This window comes from Bradyrhizobium amphicarpaeae (assembly GCF_002266435.3).
GTDB classification, from domain to species: Bacteria; Pseudomonadota; Alphaproteobacteria; order Rhizobiales; family Xanthobacteraceae; genus Bradyrhizobium; species Bradyrhizobium amphicarpaeae.
Genome location: NZ_CP029426.2, coordinates 5,561,635 through 5,577,158 on the forward strand (window position 1 = coordinate 5,561,635; position 15,524 = coordinate 5,577,158).

Genomic DNA, 15,524 nt, shown 5'->3' on the forward strand with positions numbered 1-15,524 from the left:
TCCGGCCGGCCAATCACATAAATGTCAGCAGGAGATCGAGCCTAGCCGCGACCGTCCACATTCGGCCGCCACACCAATAGCCTCCGCTCGACCAGCGTCACCCCATAGTCGATCAGGATGACGAACGCCGACAGCACGAACATGCCGGCGAATACGCCGGCGACGTCGAACACGCCCTCGGCCTGCTGGATGAGATAGCCGAGGCCCGCGGCCGATCCCAGATATTCGCCGACGACCGCGCCGACCACGGCGAAGCCGACCGAGGTGTGCAGCGAGGAGAACATCCAGGACAGCGCCGAGGGCCAATAGACGTGCCGCATCAATTGCCGCTCGCTCATGCCGAGCATGCGGCCATTGTCGAGCACGGTGCGGCTGACTTCCTTGACGCCTTGGTAGACGTTGAAGAACACGATGAAGAAGACGAGCGTGACACCGAGCGCGACCTTGGACCAGATGCCGAGCCCCAGCCACAGCGCGAAGATCGGCGCCAGCACGACACGGGGCAGCGCGTTGACCATCTTGACATAGGGGTCGAACACGGCCGCGACCAGCGGCTGGCGCGCGAACCAGAAGCCGACCAGAACGCCGCCGGCCGATCCGATCACGAAGGCCAGGAGCGATTCCGTCAGCGTGATGCCGAGATGCTTCCAGATCACGCCGGAAGAGAACCATTTCACGATCTGGCTGAAGACGTCGAGCGGATTGGAGAAAAAGAACGGCGGCAGCAGGATCTTGCCGAACACGGGCACGGTCGACAGCACCTGCCACAGCACGATGCAGACGACCGCGACCAGGATTTGCAGCGCAAACAGGGTCGGACGCGACATCAGACCGCCTCCGCCGCTTGGGTGGATTGCGCGTAGCCCTTCATCACCTCGTCCTTGAGCACGCCCCAGATCTCGCGATGCAGTTCATGGAACGCCTTGTCCAGCCGCACCTCGAAGATGTCGCGCGGCCGCGGCAGGCTCACCCGCCAGTCGCCGATGATGCGCGAGGACGGGCCGGCCGACATGATCACGACGCGGTCGGCGAGCGCGATCGCCTCTTCGAGATCATGGGTCACGAACAACACGGCCTTGCGGTCTGCGCTCCAGAGCTCGAGCAGCAGATTGCCCATCACCTGCCGGGTCTGCGCATCGAGCGGCCCGAACGGCTCGTCCATCAAGAGGATCTTGGGGTCGCGGATCAGCACCTGCGCCAGCGCCACGCGCTTGCGCTGGCCGCCGGAGAGCATGTGCGGATAGCGGCCCGCGAAGGCGCCGAGGCCGACCGAGGTCAGCCATTGCTGGGCCCGCGCCAGCGCTTCACTGCGCGGCGTGCCCTGCACCTCCAGCCCGATCGCGACATTGTCCAGCGCGGTCTTCCACGGGAACAGCGCATCGGCCTGGAACAGATAGCCGGCATCCCGGTTCAGCCCGGCGAGCGGCCGGTCGAATATCCTGACGCTGCCGGCAGCCGGCTTCAGCAGCCCGGCCGCGACGTTGAGCAGCGTGGATTTCCCGCAGCCGGTGGGGCCGACAATGGCGACGAACTCGCCCTGCGCGACCGCCAGATGGGCCTGCTCCACCGCCGTATAGACCCGCCCGTCCCCGAGCCGGAACGCAACCTTGGCATCTTCCAGCGCCACAGCCGTAGGCGTTGACATATGTTCCCTCCGAACTTGGCCCGATGCCTTAGCCGCTCGCGTGGCCAAGTTCAATCAAGGCGCCAAGCGTGCTACGCATGGGGCTAGCCGTGATCTTTCGGTCTCTCCACACCCGACACTGCCCGAATTGAGAGATCACCCCACCCCGCTCGCGCTGCGCGCGATCGACCCTCCCCCTCCAGGGGTGGGTAAGGAAGAATGAGCTGCGTCGAATGCCTTCCAAGCCGGCCATCAGCTATGCCCAAATCACCAAGAGCTTCGGCGCGCTCAAGGCCGTGGACGACGTCTCGCTCGACATCGCCGAGGGCGAATTTCTGGCGATCGTCGGCGGCTCGGGCTCCGGCAAGACGACGCTGCTGCGGCTCGCCAACCGGCTGATCGAGGCCGACAGCGGCACCATCACGGTCGAGGGCGAGGACGTGCACAACGTCGATCCGGTCGCGCTGCGGCGACGGATCGGCTACGTGTTCCAGAGCGGCGGTCTGTTTCCGCATCTGAGCGTCGCCGACAATATCGGGATCACGCCGAAGCTGCTGGGCCGGCCGGCGGCGGATATCGCAGCGCGGGTCGACGAGCTGCTGGAGCTCGTGCAGCTCGACATTGATGCCCACCGCGACCGCCTGCCGGAGGCGCTCTCCGGCGGCCAGCGCCAGCGCGTCGGCGTGGCGCGGGCACTGGCGGCCAGGCCGCGCATCGTGCTGATGGACGAGCCGTTCGGCGCACTGGATCCCCTCACCCGCGATGCGCTCGGCGACGATTATCGTTCGCTGCATCGCAAGCTCGGCCTGACCACCGTGATGATCACCCATGACATGACGGAGGCGATCCTGCTCGCCGACCGCATCGCGGTGATGCGCAGCGGGAAACTGCTGGCGCAGGGCACGCCCGCCGAGCTGTCGAAGAGCAGCGACGCCTACGTGCTGGAGCTGCTGCGCACGCCGCGCCGCCAGGTCGAGCGGCTGAACGCGCTGCTGCCGCAAAGCGGTGCGGCATGAGCCTGTTTGCCGATCCGCGCTGGGGCGAAGCATTGGCGCATCTGCCCGATTATCTCGGCAATCATGTCCGGGTGAGCCTCGCCGCGCTCGCGCTCGGTCTCGCCGTCAGCCTGCCGCTGGCAATCCTGACGCGCAACCGCCCGGCGCCCCGCGCCATCCTGCTCGCACTCGCCAGCATCGTGCAGACGGTGCCGGGGCTTGCGCTGCTCGCGCTGTTCTACCCGCTGCTGCTGTTCGTTGCCTCGGTGACGCTGGCCTGGTTCGGCGTATCCTTCTCGGCGTTCGGCTTCCTGCCGGCGATGCTGGCGCTGGCGCTCTATTCGATGCTGCCGGTGCTGCGCAACGGCATCACCGGGCTCAACGGCATCGACCCCGCGCTGATCGAGGCCGCCAAGGGCGTCGGCATGACGGCGCGGCAGTCGCTGGTGATGGTCGAGCTGCCGTTGGCGCTGCCGGTGATGATGGCAGGCATCCGCACCGCCGCGGTATGGGTAATCGGCACCGCGACACTGTCGACGCCGATCGGGCAGACCAGCCTCGGCAATTACATCTTTGCGGGACTGCAAACCCAGAACTGGGTGTTCGTGCTGTTCGGCTGCCTTGCCTCGGCCCTGCTCGCGCTCGCCGTCGATCAGTTGCTCGGTCTGATCGAGGGTGGCCTGCGCCAGCGCAGCCGCTTGCGCAGCGGCCTCGGCGCGGCCGGCATCGCGGCGCTGGTCGCGGCAACGCTGGTGCCGACCATGGGACGCTCGTCATCAGGCTATGTGGTCGGCGCCAAGACCTTCGCCGAACAATACGTACTCTCGGCCCTGCTCCGGGATCGCCTGCAAGCGGCCGGCCTACCCTCCAGCGCGCGATCCGGTCTCGGCTCGAGCGTGATCTTCGAGGCACTGAAGGCCGGCGATATCGATCTCTATGTCGACTATTCCGGCACGCTCTGGGCCAACCAGCTGCACCGCACCGACATCAAGCCGCGTGCAGAGTTGCTGGCGGAGCTGAAGACGACCCTCGCCAAGGACAACGTCACCCTGCTCGGCGAGCTCGGTTTCGAGAATGCCTATACGCTGGTGATCCCGAAGAAGCGCGCCGAAGCCCTTGGTATCCGCACCATCGCCGATCTCGCCGCGCACGCACCGACGCTGTCGATTGCTGGCGACTACGAATTCTTTTCGCGCCCCGAATGGGCGGCGCTGCAAAAGGCCTATGACCTTTCGTTCAAGGCGCAGCGCCAGATGCAGCCGGACTTCATGTATGCGGCGGTGGCCAGCGGCGAGGTCGACGTGATCGCCGGCTACACCAGCGACGGCCTGATCGCGAAATACGACCTGGTCGCGCTCGACGACCCCAGGCACGCGATCCCGCCCTACGACGCGATCCTGCTGCTGGCACCAAAGCGCGCCGGCGACGAGAAGCTCAAGACGGCCCTTCAACCGCTGCTCGGCAAGATCGACATCGCCACCATGCGCGAGGCCAACCTGCGCGCCAGCGGCAACGACGCGAACTCCTCGCCTGATGCGGTGGCGAAGTGGCTGTGGGAGAGGATAGGCGGACGTTAGGCTAGCTCCGGTTGAGCTCCGTCATCCTGAGGCGCGAGTGATGGGGCGCAGAGCGCCCCATCGGGAGCCTCGAAGGATGCACGGCCACGATGTCGATGCCGCCGGGCTGTCGCCCTTCGAGGCTCGCCTTGCTTCGCAAGACGAGCACCTCAGGGTGACGGATTGAGAGTTGCGCGGATTTCGTAGCGGGCGAACGCGTAGCGATCGGGCTAGAGCCCTCTGATCATACCGGCGTCGATCAACAGGCGGTTCAGCCGCCGCGCTTCGGCGCCGTCCTTACAGCTGTAGAAAACACCCTTGCAGCGCAGCATGATCTGCTTCTGCTCGGCGAAGGATGGATCGAGCGGGATGCCGGCGGCCTCCTGGATCACCAGCGGCAGATAGGGGCCGTCGATCGTGTCCATCACGGCGTCGCTCTTCACCGGCTCGAAATTCACGGCGTCGATCGCGTAATAGGTCGCGTAGAGGCGCGGATCGTAGGCGTCGAGCTTCTTGCCGATGGCGCCCTCGTCGAGCCCGGGCTCGAGGATGCCGGGCGCAAACTCGGGCTGATGATCGCCATAGCGCACGATCAGGAAGGGCTCGCCCGGAAACGTCTTCTTGAGGCCCGCGATGAACGCCTTGTACTGCTCGGCGCTCATCGCCTGCCGACGCAGATATTCGTCGATCGACGGCACATTGCCCGGCGCGCGCCAGCTCGACAGTAATTCGGGACGGAAGCGCGTTTCCCAGGGGAAATGATTGGCGCCGAGATAGAGGAAGGTGAACAGCGGCTTGTTCGGCGGCTGCTGGCCCATCAGCTGCAGCGCCTTGTCGTAGAAGAAGCTGTCGGGCTCGACATCCTTGGCGCCGAGGTCCTTGGAATCGAGAAAACGCTCGATGCCGGTCGTCATCTGGAAGCTGCGCGCGGCCATGAAGCCGCCATTGGCGGGATAGAGCGACATGGTGTCGTAGCCGCAGCGGCGCAGCGCCAGCGGCAGCCCGCGCTCGACGCGGTTCGAGGCGATGCGCGTCACGAAATAGGCGAAGCGGCCGAACGAGCGCGAGGAGAGGCCTGCAAGCACGTTGTATTCGGTGAACCAGCTCGGCCCGCCATTGCTCTCGGCCAGGAACGTGCGCTGCCTGCCGTCCCAGGACTTGAAGTGGCTGCCATAGCCCTGCGGCACCTTGATGCCCTGGGCGGCGCGGATGTCGAAGCTCGATTCATCGTGGATCATGATGATGTTCGGCCGGCGTCCGGCAGGATGGCAGGAATCGACCAGCGGCATGTTGAGCCGCTCGTCGGTCGCAGCGGCCGATTCCATGAAGCCGTATTGCACGAAGTCCGAGACCGAACTGACGCCGGAGCGGAAGAATTTCGACAGATAACCGTCGTCGTAATAGCCGCGCCAGGCCTCGTCCGGATGATAAAGCGAATAGCCGACCAGCGCGGCGAGGCAGGCCAGCTTGCAGGCGAGCGCCGGCAGGCGACGGATGCGGAACGGATCGAGCCACCAAAGCGCGTACATCAGCGGCAGCGTGACGAGGCCGGCCAGGATCACCGACCAGCGCAGATTCGGGAAGATCGTGAACAGGAACGCGACGGTGTCGCGGTCGATCATCATCAGGTCGATGAAGTTGACCGTCATCTGGACGACGTCGTGCTTGAGCCGCGACAGCAGCACCAGCACCACGACCATGGTCAGCGACAGCGCGCCCGACAGCGCCGGCCGGCGCAGCAGCGTGATCCAGAAGAAATTCAGGATGCCCCAGGCCAGCGTGAAGGAAAGCCGCGAGCCGAAATCGGTCTCGGTCTCGTACATCAGCGCGAGCGCGGCCAGATGCGGCGCGGCAACCGCGAGCAGCCGCCAGACGCCGAGCGCGGCGACGCTCGCCAGCATGGCGGTGGCGGCAGAAGGACCTGGATTAGGCGCGGACGCCATCGACGACACGCAACAGCTGGTCCGGCGCAATGATACCTAGCCGTCTGGCCGGCCCAAGAGTGAAATAAGGGCGGCTAGGGCGTCCGGCGCAGCCGGAAGGCCTGCACCGTGTCATAAAACTGTAACGGAACGGTCAAGGACAGGCAATGCGAGCCGTGACCCGACCTTCGCTTAATGTTCGCGGGCGGCGATGGGCCGCAGGCAGCATCGCAGGACCGCCCGGGGCCAGCTGAACGTGAGTCACCCCTGCGGCAGGAATCCCAGCCGCTTGGCGATGATGCGGTCGAGCGTGCGTTTCGGCAGCACAGAGCTGATCAGGTGGCGCATTGGGTCCGGTGTGATCTGATAGCGCACCTTGGGGTTCGCCGCGGTCAGCGCCTCGAACACGATCTCGGCGATCCGCTCGGCCGGCAGGCCCTTCGTCCCGAGGTCCATCATGAAGGCCATGACCTTGTTCAGCGCCGGCAGATAGGGCGAGTTCTGGTAGACGGAGAGATCGATCTGTTCGGCCTTGCTCCAGATCGGCGTCTTCACCGCGCCCGGGGCGACGATGATGACGTCGATGCCGAACAGCATCAACTCGCGGCGCAGGCTTTCGGACAGGCCTTCGATGGCGTGCTTGGAGGTGCAGTAGGGCGCCGACAGCGGATTGCCGTTCTTGCCGGCGACCGAGCTGATCATCACGATCCGCCCCTTCGGCCCCTTCAGCGACGGATCGGCGCCGAGCAGCGGCCCGAACGCCTGCGTCGCGATGACAGGGCCGATGACGTTGATGTCCATCTGGCGGCGGAAATCATCGGCGGACAATTCGAGCACGGGACCCGCGACCGCGACGCCGGCATTGTTGACGAGGCCCGCCAGCGTCTCGCCATTCAGCGCCTCACGCACGTCCCGTGCAGCCGCAATGACCGCGGCCTCGTCGGTGACGTCGAACAGCAATGGCGTGAAATTGGCGCCGAGCTCGGCCTTGAGCCGCTCGGCATCGGCCTGCTTGCGGACGCTGCCGAACACGCGATAGCCGCGCCCGATCAGGAATTTTGCAGTAGCCCAACCGATGCCTGTGGACGCACCGGTGACGACGACGGATCGCATGGTCTCCCCCCCCTCAGGCTCCTGCGATCATGCCTTGGATTTTGATTGGTGTCCCGGACAAGCGCAGCGAAGCGGAGCGCAGAGCCGGGACCCAGAAGCCGCAATGGCCCCGGATCAGCAGCGCACCACACCGGACGATGCCTTGCATCGCCGGGCGCTGCGCTGCGTCCGGGGCACAGCGACTTAGTTCTTGCTCTTGTCGACCAGCGCGCCTTTCTTGATCCAGGGCATCATGTCGCGAGTCACGATCGCATCATGCGCCTATTTCGCTCGATCGACGAGCTTCTGGACATCCAGCTTTATATCGTACAGCTCCTTTGACAGCTGACTCATTCCTTTTTCGACATCAGACAAATCAATCATAGAGACGTCCGTTTCGATGCTACTAACGTCCGACGCGATCGATTCAAGCTTATCAACCATTGTCTCCAGGAACTCTTCTCTTTCCTGCGCAGTCGCGGCCTCAACGCCGAGCACTCGAAATACAGGCGAACTATATTTAAATCCTTTCCTGTTTATCTCCCGAATATTCTTGATCAATTCTTTCTTGCAACCGTCGATCGAATCTAAGTCCTCGATGTTGAATATAATTGTTCGTTCGTCCTTCAGATCAAAGGGAATGGTCTCCGCCTGATTTATCAGATGAATCGAAGTCTTATTGAAAGAATGCCGGATCGCCAACTCGTAGACCACATTTGGATTCGCGCCCGTAAGATCAGCAACGACCAAATCCGCGTCGTACAGCCACTTTATAATCTGATGAGAAATCGACCCCGGATTCGGAAGCTCATCGGCTCGCAACACCTTGTACTTGCCAGCCATAACCTGATTAAGAATATACTTTTGAATTCTATCAGCGCGTCTTCGCGGTTCTGAATTAGGGTGACCAATCGGAGTAACGAAGAAGCAAACCTTTGTTGCGGCCATATTTCACCCTTCATGGCCCGCATCCGAGCCACCATAGATTCATGATGATTACGTCACCGTCTAAATTAATCTGAACTCTGCTTCTTCCCGCGAGCTACTCGCTGATACATCCCCAAATCGCTCATCTCCCGCGCAGCAAAAGCGTAAAGACTCCGTCTTGCATCGCTGCCGATATGGATGCCTAGATCACCCAAAATGCCCATTAATTCTGACCGAGAGGGCCTTGCCTGCTTAAGATACTTCGCAAGCTCCACCTCATCCATACCCAATAGCTTGTCCACTGGAAGGTCGATCTTCTTAGCGCTAGCATAGGCTAGCTCGTTACAAACTTCCTCTCTAGTTGGCTTGGAAGACAGTGGAAGTCCACGTTCCTTTGCAAGCTCGAATAGCTCCTTCAATGTGAGCTTACTCTCTTGCAGGCCAGATTTCGTACCCTCCGGCCCCAACCAGTCTAACAAAGAGTCTAGATTTGGGGTCACGGACACCGCCTTAGGAATTCTTCTGCCAACCTTCGAAATTGCGCACTCTGTCTATCGGCGTTAGCTCCGGAAATATCGAAGACCGGAGCCCGCGCGGCAGCAGCTTGACGCAGACCGTCCCCCTCAGTGATATATTCATCGAAGATCGGACCGGTTCTGGCCAATCTGTTGTACTCAAGCGCCTCTGTGTTCTTCAGACCTCCGGCGTAGTCTCTCGCCATCATGCCTATCGAGCCCGAAAAATCGGTGTTGTCGTAGTCAAAATCCACGCCCGTTCCAGATCTTATCATATCGACATCGCCGTTCACGTTACTGATCTCAGCGATAATCGTAGCCACGCCTATTGACGACTGCCGATCCAGCTTTACCGGCGAAACGCAATAGTCGGAAGCGTAGAGGACGGAGCGCAAAATATCGGACACTTCCGGATGCGAGTCTATCAGCACGTAGTGGTAATTCGAATCCAATCGATCAAGGACAAAGTCGATAACTTGCAGATGGCGCAGCAGAAGGAGATTATTTTCTCGAATGTTGTTCGTGCTCGGCAGCTTGTCGACGGAGATGCTTGAAAGCCGAGGGTCTGAGACGAGCACGTCCAATCCGGACTGCCAAGTCCTGATTGTCACGTCGGGCGTCTGGGGGGCAGCACTGTATAATTGCTGAAATTTGTGATAGAGTGTTGTTCCGAGGTGTCCAGTATCACCGAACTTTTCAATAACGTCACGAAAGAAACGTCCGCTGATTCCGCCACGTTGATAATCGGCGTCAACTACTAGAACCCGCTTAGCGTGATATCGATGCAGTGCCACAGCGATATGGTAGCAAGCGGTAGTCTTACCCACGCCGCCTTTTTCGCTAACAAATCCAACGGTAACGGCCATCTATTTCTCCGCAATGAGTATTTTAGGTCAAAGGCACTCCTTTAGAATTAGCCGAGACCACTCATAGGCGATCTCGGCCAAGAAAACGACGACTTAGTTCTTCGACTTGTCGACCAGCGCGCCCTTCTTGATCCAGGGCATCATGTCGCGCAGCTTGGCGCCGACTTCCTCGATCGGGTGCTGGGCGAGCTTGGCGCGGGTCGCCTTGAACGAGGTCTGGTTGACCTTGTTCTCGAGCATCCAGTCACGGGCGAACTTGCCGCCCTGGATGTCGGCAAGAACGCGCTTCATCTCGGCCTTGGTCTCGGCAGTGACGATGCGCGGACCGGTGACGTACTCGCCGTACTCGGCGGTGTTGGAGATCGAGTAGTTCATGTTGGCGATGCCGCCTTCATAGATCAGGTCGACGATCAGCTTCACTTCGTGCAGGCACTCGAAATAGGCCATCTCGGGCGCGTAGCCGGCTTCGACCAGGGTCTCGTAGCCGCCCTTGATCAGCTCGACCAGGCCGCCGCAGAGCACCACCTGCTCGCCGAACAGGTCGGTCTCGCACTCTTCCTTGAAGGTGGTTTCGATGATGCCGGCGCGGCCGCCGCCGACAGCCGACGCATAGGACAGGCCGAGATCATGGGCGTTGCCGGAGACGTCCTTGGCGATCGCGATCAGGCAGGGCACGCCGCCGCCGCGCTGATACTCGGAGCGCACGGTGTGGCCGGGGCCCTTCGGCGCGATCATGAGCACGTCGAGGTCGGCGCGCGGGTCGAGCAGGTTGAAGTGGACGTTGAGGCCGTGCGCGAACACCAGGGCGGCGCCCTTCTTCATGTTGTCGTGCAGGTGCTCGCGATAGATGTCGCCCTGGAGCTCGTCCGGGGTCAGCATCATGACGAGGTCGGCCCATTTGGCGGCCTCGGCGACGTCCATCACCTTGAAGCCGGCGGCTTCCGCCTTCTTGACCGAGCCCGAATCCTTGCGCAGCGCGATGGCGACGTCCTTGACGCCGGAATCCTTCAGGTTGAGCGCATGGGCGTGGCCCTGGCTGCCATAGCCCACGATGGCGACCTTCTTGCCCTTGATCAGGTTCAGGTCGGCGTCGCGATCGTAATAAACACGCATGGGTCGTTTCCTCGTTGGGGGCCAGAATCGGCCGTTGGTCAGGTCCGACTGCTCAAGTCTTGGACGGTGAAATTTGCGGATTTCGGGGGCTGTCTAGAGCATTTTCGCCCCCCTGGGAAACCCGTTTCTGCATGGAAATCCGCGACATCATGCATCCATGAAAACGGGGTAGAGAGAGGCCAGCAGCAGGATCGCCATCAGGATATTGAAGGCGCGGACCAGCCGCTCTGAGGTCAGGACCGGCCGTAACGCCGAGCCGAACAGGGCCCAGACCACGGTCGAGACGGTACCGACGAGCAGGCTGATCAGGGTCTGGATCACGATGTTGAGCGGGAATTGGGCGATCGCCGCATAGGCGGTGATGGTGCCGATCACGATCACCCAGCCCTTGGCATTGATCCATTGGAACATCGCCGCGCCCCAGAAGGTCATCGGGCCGCGGCCATCCCCCTCCCCCGGCCTGGTCGGGCCGGACATGGCGATCGCGCCGGCAAGATAGATCAGGTAGGCGGCACCGGCGTATTTCAGGATGGTCTGAAGGATCGGATAGGTCAGGAATACCGAGCCGAGCCCGAGGCCGACGGCGGCGACCATGAAGGCGAAGCCGAGCACGATGCCGACGATGTGAGGGACGGTGCGCCGGAAGCCGTAAGTCAGGCTGGAGGACAGCAGCATGATGTTGTTCGGCCCGGGCGTGAAGTACATCACGACCATGAAGACGAGGAAGGCATAGAACAACGAATAGGTCATCGCCACCTCACGCTGTCTTCGGCAGGATATATGGACGCTTCACCAGCACCATCACCGCTATACCGCCGATCACCGTCAGCATGCCGGCCAGCCGCAAAGGTCCGAACCGCTCGCCGAACACGATGCTGGAGGCGGCCGAACCGACGAAAGGCACCAGCAGCGCGAACGGCACCACCTGCACGGCCGGGTAATCACGCAGCAGCCGGCCCCACAGCCAATAGGCGATGCTGGTGGAGATGGCGCCGATCACCAGCAGGCAGATCAAGCCGGTCAGCGACATGTGGATCAGCGACCGGAACGTCGGCAGCGGCCCGTTGACGACCAGCGCGAGCGCGAACAAGGGCACCGCGGCGGTGAGACAGAGCCAGGCAGACAGATCGAACATCGGCGCGCCGCGGGCGCCGCGCAGCAGCAAATTGCCGACGGCAAAGCAGATCGGAGCGATCATCAGCACGGCAAACGCCGCGACACTGAAATCATAACCGACCGTGCCGCAGATCATGAGCAGGCCGATCGCAGCGATGCCGATGCCGAGCGTCTGGACCGGCGTCGGCCGTTCGCCGAAGGCGATCGCGGCAAAGCCGATGGTGAACAGCGCCTGGCTCTGCACCACGACGCTGGTCAGTCCCACCGGCACGCCATGGGCGATGCCATAGGCCTGGCTCAGGAATTGACCGAGGAACAACGTGAAGCTGATCGCGATCAGAAGCGACCAGGCGACCTTGGGCTTGGGAATGAACAGGCACGGCAACGCGGCGATGGAAAAGCGCATCGCGGTCATCAGCTCCGGCGAAAACTCGTCGAGCGCGATCCGGCTCGCCACGAAGGCAAGCCCCCAGATGATCGCCACCAGGATGGCGATGAGGATATCGGCCGGCTTCATTGTTGTTCTCGGTCCTGCCCTGTCGCGCAGCCCTGTCGTTGTCGTCTAGCCTTGCTCGCCGGCTCTTGGTTTGCGCAGCAGATACGTGCCGTGCATCGGTGCGTGGTAATCGGCCGAGACCAGCGTGAAGCCGACGTCGGTCAGCATCCGCTCCATCACCCAGCCGAAGGTGGAATATTCGTCGCGCATATGCGTGACGACGCTGTCGCGCGAAAAATCGTGGTTCTTGATCTGGAAGTCGGCCCATTGCTCGACGTCGCGCTCGATGGCGTCGGGCATCGACGCGTAGACGATGTCGCGAAGATAGAACGTCGCGCCGGGCTTGAGCGCCCGGAAAATCCGCGACATCGCCACGACCTTCCAGAAGTCCGGCAGATGATGCAGCGTGAACTCGCTGACGATCAGGTCGTAGGATTCCGGCCGGTAGGCGAAGCTGAGCAGGCCGGCTGACTGGGTTGCGACCTTCGCCTTGCGGTCGCGCGCGTAGATCTCGGCGAGCGCCAGCATGGCCGGCGATATGTCGATGGCATCGACCTCGGCGCCCATCAGCGCCGCTTCGGTCGCCAGCACGCCGTTGCCGCAGCCGATGTCGGCGATGCGCCAGCCGCGTTGGACACCCAGCATTTTCAGCGCGGCGCGCGCCCGCAGATCGGCATCGTCATGGGCGTCGTAGATCGAGGCCACGGTGGCCCCGATCCCCATCCGATTCCGCTCGTTGTAATACCAGTCGCGCGCCAGCATGGTTCACATTCCTTCAGGCCCGCGGCCGATCGCGGCGACGCCGGTGCGCGACACCTCGACGAGGCCGAGCGGGCGCATCAGGTCGATATATTGATTGATCTTGTCCGTATTGCCTGTGATCTCGAACACAAAGCTCTCGGTCGTCGCGTCGATCACGCGGGCGCGGAACGCATCCGCGAGCCTGAGCGCCTCGACCCGGTGCTCGCCCTGCCCGCGCACCTTCACCATCGCGAGCTCCCGTTCGATCGAGCGCCGGGTCTGGGTCATGTCGACGACCTGGTAGACCGGGATCATGCGGTCGAGCTGGTTCTTGATCTGCGCGATCACCATCGGCGTACCCGTGGTGACGATGGTGATGCGGGACAGGTGCTTCTGGGCCTCGGTCTCCGACACCGTGAGGCTCTCGATGTTGTAGCCGCGGCCCGAGAACAGGCCGATGACGCGTGCGAGCACGCCGGGCTCGTTCTGCACGAGCACGGCAAGCGTGTGCGTCTCGCTGGGATCGTGGCGCTCTTCGATGAAGTAGGCGGATGCGGGCTGGTTCATTGTCGTCCCCTCAAATGTCTTTGGTCACACCAGCGCCTTGCCGCCGGCAAACGCCTTGGCGGTGGCCTCGTCGTTGGCCTGCTCCGGCAACAGCATCTCGTTATGCGCCTTGCCGGACGGGATCATCGGGAAGCAGTTTTCCAGCGACGCGACGCGGCAGTCGAACAGCACCGGGCGCTTGACCGAGATCATCTCCTGGATGGCACCGTCGAGATCGCCGGGCTTGTGCACCTGGAAGCCGACGCCGCCATAGGCCTCCGCGAGCTTGACGAAGTCCGGCATCGCCTCCGAATAGGAATGCGACAGCCGGTTGCCGTGCAGCAGCTGCTGCCACTGCCGCACCATGCCCATGTACTGATTGTTCAGGATGAAGATCTTGATCGGCAATTCGTACTGAACCGCCGTCGACATCTCCTGCATCGTCATCTGCACCGAGGCATCGCCGGCGATGTCGATGACAAGGCTGTCGGGATGGGCCACCTGCACGCCGACCGCGGCCGGCAGGCCGTAGCCCATGGTGCCGAGACCGCCCGACGTCATCCAGCGATGCGGCTCCTCGAAGCCGTAGAACTGCGCCGCCCACATCTGGTGCTGGCCGACCTCGGTCGTGATGTAGGTATCCCTGCCGCGCGTCGCCTCGAACAGGCTCTGGATCGCATGCTGCGGCAGGATGACGTCGTTGCTCTTCTTGAAATAGAGCGAGTTGCGGGCGCGCCACTGCGCGATCTGCTGCCACCACGCCTTGATGTCGGGCTTCTTCGCCTCCGCCTTGAACACCTGGAGGATGTCGCCGAGGATGTTGCCGCAATCGCCGATGATCGGCACGTCGACGCGGATGTTCTTGTTGATCGAGGACGGGTCGATGTCGATGTGGATCTTCTTCGAGCCCGGCGAGAACGCGTCGACACGGCCGGTGATGCGGTCGTCGAAGCGCGCGCCGACGCACAGCATGACGTCGCAATCATGCATCGTCATGTTGGCTTCGTAAGTGCCGTGCATGCCGAGCATTCCGAGCCAGTTCTTGCCCGACGCCGGATACGCGCCGAGACCCATCAGCGTCGAGGTGATCGGGAAGCCGGTGACCTCTACCAGCTCGCGCAGCAGCTTGGTCGCTTCAGGGCCGGAATTAATGACGCCGCCGCCGCTGTAGATCACGGGGCGCTTGGCATTGGCGAGCAGCGCGACGGCTTTGCGGATCTGCGTCGCATCGCCCTTCACGCGCGGCGCGTAGGAGCGATGCACGTCGGATTTGCGCGGCGGATGATAAGTGCCGGTCGCGAACTGCACGTCCTTGGGGACGTCGACCAGCACCGGGCCCGGACGGCCCGTGGTCGCGACGTAGAAGGCCTCATGCAGCACCTTGGCGAGATCGTTGACGTCGCGCACCAGCCAATTGTGCTTGGTGCAGGGACGCGTGATGCCGACGGTGTCGCATTCCTGGAACGCGTCGTTGCCGATCAGATGCGTCGGCACCTGGCCGGAGATGCAGACCAGCGGGATCGAGTCCATCAGCGCGTCGGTCAGCGGCGTCACCATGTTGGTGGCGCCGGGGCCTGATGTCACCAGGGCAACGCCCGGCTTGCCGGTGGAGCGCGCATAGCCTTCCGCCGCATGGCCGGCGCCCTGCTCGTGGCGGACCAGGATGTGCTGGACTTCGCTCTGCTGGAAGATCTCGTCGTAGATCGGAAGCACCGCGCCGCCGGGATAGCCGAAAATGTCGGTCACGCCGTGATCGATGAGCGCGCGGACGATCATCGCGGCGCCGGTCATCTGGTTCGGATCGTGGCTCTTGTCGTTCATTGGCTTGCTCCGGATGCGCTGTTGTCAGCGGCTTCTTTGTGTCTGGTTCGGGAAATAAAAAAGGCCCCGAAGAGGGACCCATGCACACCGCCTGTCATGTGGATGGCAGCTAGCCACCCCCGGCGGTGTGCCTGGGTACGACGGCGATAAGGAGTTTGGTAATAATATTGCGCATGACTGACGATCGGCTTCCC

The 15,524-nt window shown here is 62.8% G+C and carries 14 protein-coding genes; 2 read left to right on the top strand and 12 right to left on the bottom strand.

The window, feature by feature from the left end; genetic code table 11:
- Positions 1-41: 41 nt before the first annotated feature.
- Positions 42-827 (bottom strand): ABC transporter permease, encoded by a 786-nt coding sequence (locus CIT40_RS26065; RefSeq protein WP_094893983.1) that lies wholly within the window; start codon positions 825-827, stop codon positions 42-44.
- On the bottom strand, positions 827-1,645 hold the full coding sequence (locus CIT40_RS26070) for an ABC transporter ATP-binding protein (RefSeq protein ID WP_094893982.1): 819 nt from the start codon (positions 1,643-1,645) through the stop codon (positions 827-829). Before CIT40_RS26070 ends, CIT40_RS26065 begins: the two co-directional genes overlap by 1 nt.
- A 212-nt stretch (positions 1,646-1,857) precedes the next feature.
- Between CIT40_RS26070 and CIT40_RS26075 the strand changes: the two genes are divergently transcribed.
- A complete protein-coding gene (locus CIT40_RS26075) occupies positions 1,858-2,640 on the top strand; it encodes an ATP-binding cassette domain-containing protein (protein ID WP_094893981.1) in 783 nt (260 codons plus the stop codon).
- Entirely contained in the window at positions 2,637-4,196 is a 1,560-nt protein-coding gene (locus CIT40_RS26080) for a glycine betaine ABC transporter substrate-binding protein (RefSeq protein WP_094893980.1), read from the top strand. The genes CIT40_RS26075 and CIT40_RS26080 overlap by 4 nt, the downstream gene beginning before the upstream one ends.
- Before the next feature lie 209 nt (positions 4,197-4,405).
- Here the strand turns inward: CIT40_RS26080 and CIT40_RS26085 are convergent, their stop codons facing one another.
- The 10 genes from CIT40_RS26085 to CIT40_RS26130 form a co-directional block, all read right to left on the bottom strand.
- Positions 4,406-6,118, bottom strand: a complete 1,713-nt coding sequence (locus CIT40_RS26085; protein ID WP_094893979.1) for a sulfatase-like hydrolase/transferase — start codon at positions 6,116-6,118, stop codon at positions 4,406-4,408.
- 240 nt (positions 6,119-6,358) lie between these two features.
- Positions 6,359-7,210, bottom strand: coding sequence for an SDR family oxidoreductase (locus CIT40_RS26090; protein WP_094893978.1), 852 nt, complete (start codon positions 7,208-7,210; stop codon positions 6,359-6,361).
- Positions 7,211-7,471: 261 nt separating this feature from the next.
- Positions 7,472-8,137: a hypothetical protein gene (locus CIT40_RS26095; RefSeq protein WP_148667234.1), complete on the bottom strand. Its 666-nt coding sequence runs from the start codon at positions 8,135-8,137 to the stop codon at positions 7,472-7,474.
- A gap of 475 nt (positions 8,138-8,612) precedes the next feature.
- Complete coding sequence (locus CIT40_RS26100) at positions 8,613-9,497, bottom strand: ParA family protein (protein ID WP_094893975.1); 885 nt, start codon at positions 9,495-9,497, stop codon at positions 8,613-8,615.
- Positions 9,498-9,590: 93 nt separating this feature from the next.
- Positions 9,591-10,610 carry a ketol-acid reductoisomerase gene (gene ilvC / locus CIT40_RS26105; protein WP_094893974.1) on the bottom strand — a complete coding sequence of 340 codons (1,020 nt, stop codon included), beginning with the start codon at positions 10,608-10,610 and terminating at the stop codon, positions 9,591-9,593.
- Between the two features lie 147 nt (positions 10,611-10,757).
- Positions 10,758-11,360, bottom strand: a complete 603-nt coding sequence (locus tag CIT40_RS26110) for a LysE family translocator (protein WP_162307677.1) — start codon at positions 11,358-11,360, stop codon at positions 10,758-10,760.
- Positions 11,361-11,367: 7 nt separating this feature from the next.
- Positions 11,368-12,243, bottom strand: a complete 876-nt coding sequence (locus CIT40_RS26115; RefSeq protein ID WP_094893972.1) for an EamA family transporter — start codon at positions 12,241-12,243, stop codon at positions 11,368-11,370.
- A gap of 45 nt (positions 12,244-12,288) precedes the next feature.
- The gene (locus tag CIT40_RS26120) at positions 12,289-12,984 is read right to left on the bottom strand and encodes a class I SAM-dependent methyltransferase (protein ID WP_094893971.1); all 696 of its coding nucleotides are present in this window, start codon (positions 12,982-12,984) and stop codon (positions 12,289-12,291) included.
- A gap of 3 nt (positions 12,985-12,987) precedes the next feature.
- A complete protein-coding gene (gene ilvN / locus CIT40_RS26125; RefSeq protein WP_094893970.1) occupies positions 12,988-13,530 on the bottom strand; it encodes an acetolactate synthase small subunit in 543 nt (180 codons plus the stop codon).
- 24 nt (positions 13,531-13,554) lie between these two features.
- Positions 13,555-15,330: an acetolactate synthase 3 large subunit gene (locus tag CIT40_RS26130; RefSeq protein ID WP_094893969.1), complete on the bottom strand. Its 1,776-nt coding sequence runs from the start codon at positions 15,328-15,330 to the stop codon at positions 13,555-13,557.
- Between the last annotated feature and the right edge of the window lie 194 nt (positions 15,331-15,524).

What these genes read in the sequence shown, in the direction of transcription:
- CIT40_RS26065 (WP_094893983.1), bottom strand. Translation starts at nt 827, where the DNA reads ATGTCGCGTCCGACCCTGTTTGCGCTGCAAATCCTGGTCGCGGTCGTC.
- CIT40_RS26070 (WP_094893982.1), bottom strand. Translation starts at nt 1,645, where the DNA reads ATGTCAACGCCTACGGCTGTGGCGCTGGAAGATGCCAAGGTTGCGTTC.
- CIT40_RS26075 (WP_094893981.1), top strand. Translation starts at nt 1,858, where the DNA reads ATGCCTTCCAAGCCGGCCATCAGCTATGCCCAAATCACCAAGAGCTTC.
- CIT40_RS26080 (WP_094893980.1), top strand. Translation starts at nt 2,637, where the DNA reads ATGAGCCTGTTTGCCGATCCGCGCTGGGGCGAAGCATTGGCGCATCTG.
- CIT40_RS26085 (WP_094893979.1), bottom strand. Translation starts at nt 6,118, where the DNA reads ATGGCGTCCGCGCCTAATCCAGGTCCTTCTGCCGCCACCGCCATGCTG.
- CIT40_RS26090 (WP_094893978.1), bottom strand. Translation starts at nt 7,210, where the DNA reads ATGCGATCCGTCGTCGTCACCGGTGCGTCCACAGGCATCGGTTGGGCT.
- CIT40_RS26095 (WP_148667234.1), bottom strand. Translation starts at nt 8,137, where the DNA reads ATGGCCGCAACAAAGGTTTGCTTCTTCGTTACTCCGATTGGTCACCCT.
- CIT40_RS26100 (WP_094893975.1), bottom strand. Translation starts at nt 9,497, where the DNA reads ATGGCCGTTACCGTTGGATTTGTTAGCGAAAAAGGCGGCGTGGGTAAG.
- ilvC (WP_094893974.1), bottom strand. Translation starts at nt 10,610, where the DNA reads ATGCGTGTTTATTACGATCGCGACGCCGACCTGAACCTGATCAAGGGC.
- CIT40_RS26110 (WP_162307677.1), bottom strand. Translation starts at nt 11,360, where the DNA reads ATGACCTATTCGTTGTTCTATGCCTTCCTCGTCTTCATGGTCGTGATG.
- CIT40_RS26115 (WP_094893972.1), bottom strand. Translation starts at nt 12,243, where the DNA reads ATGAAGCCGGCCGATATCCTCATCGCCATCCTGGTGGCGATCATCTGG.
- CIT40_RS26120 (WP_094893971.1), bottom strand. Translation starts at nt 12,984, where the DNA reads ATGCTGGCGCGCGACTGGTATTACAACGAGCGGAATCGGATGGGGATC.
- ilvN (WP_094893970.1), bottom strand. Translation starts at nt 13,530, where the DNA reads ATGAACCAGCCCGCATCCGCCTACTTCATCGAAGAGCGCCACGATCCC.
- CIT40_RS26130 (WP_094893969.1), bottom strand. Translation starts at nt 15,330, where the DNA reads ATGAACGACAAGAGCCACGATCCGAACCAGATGACCGGCGCCGCGATG.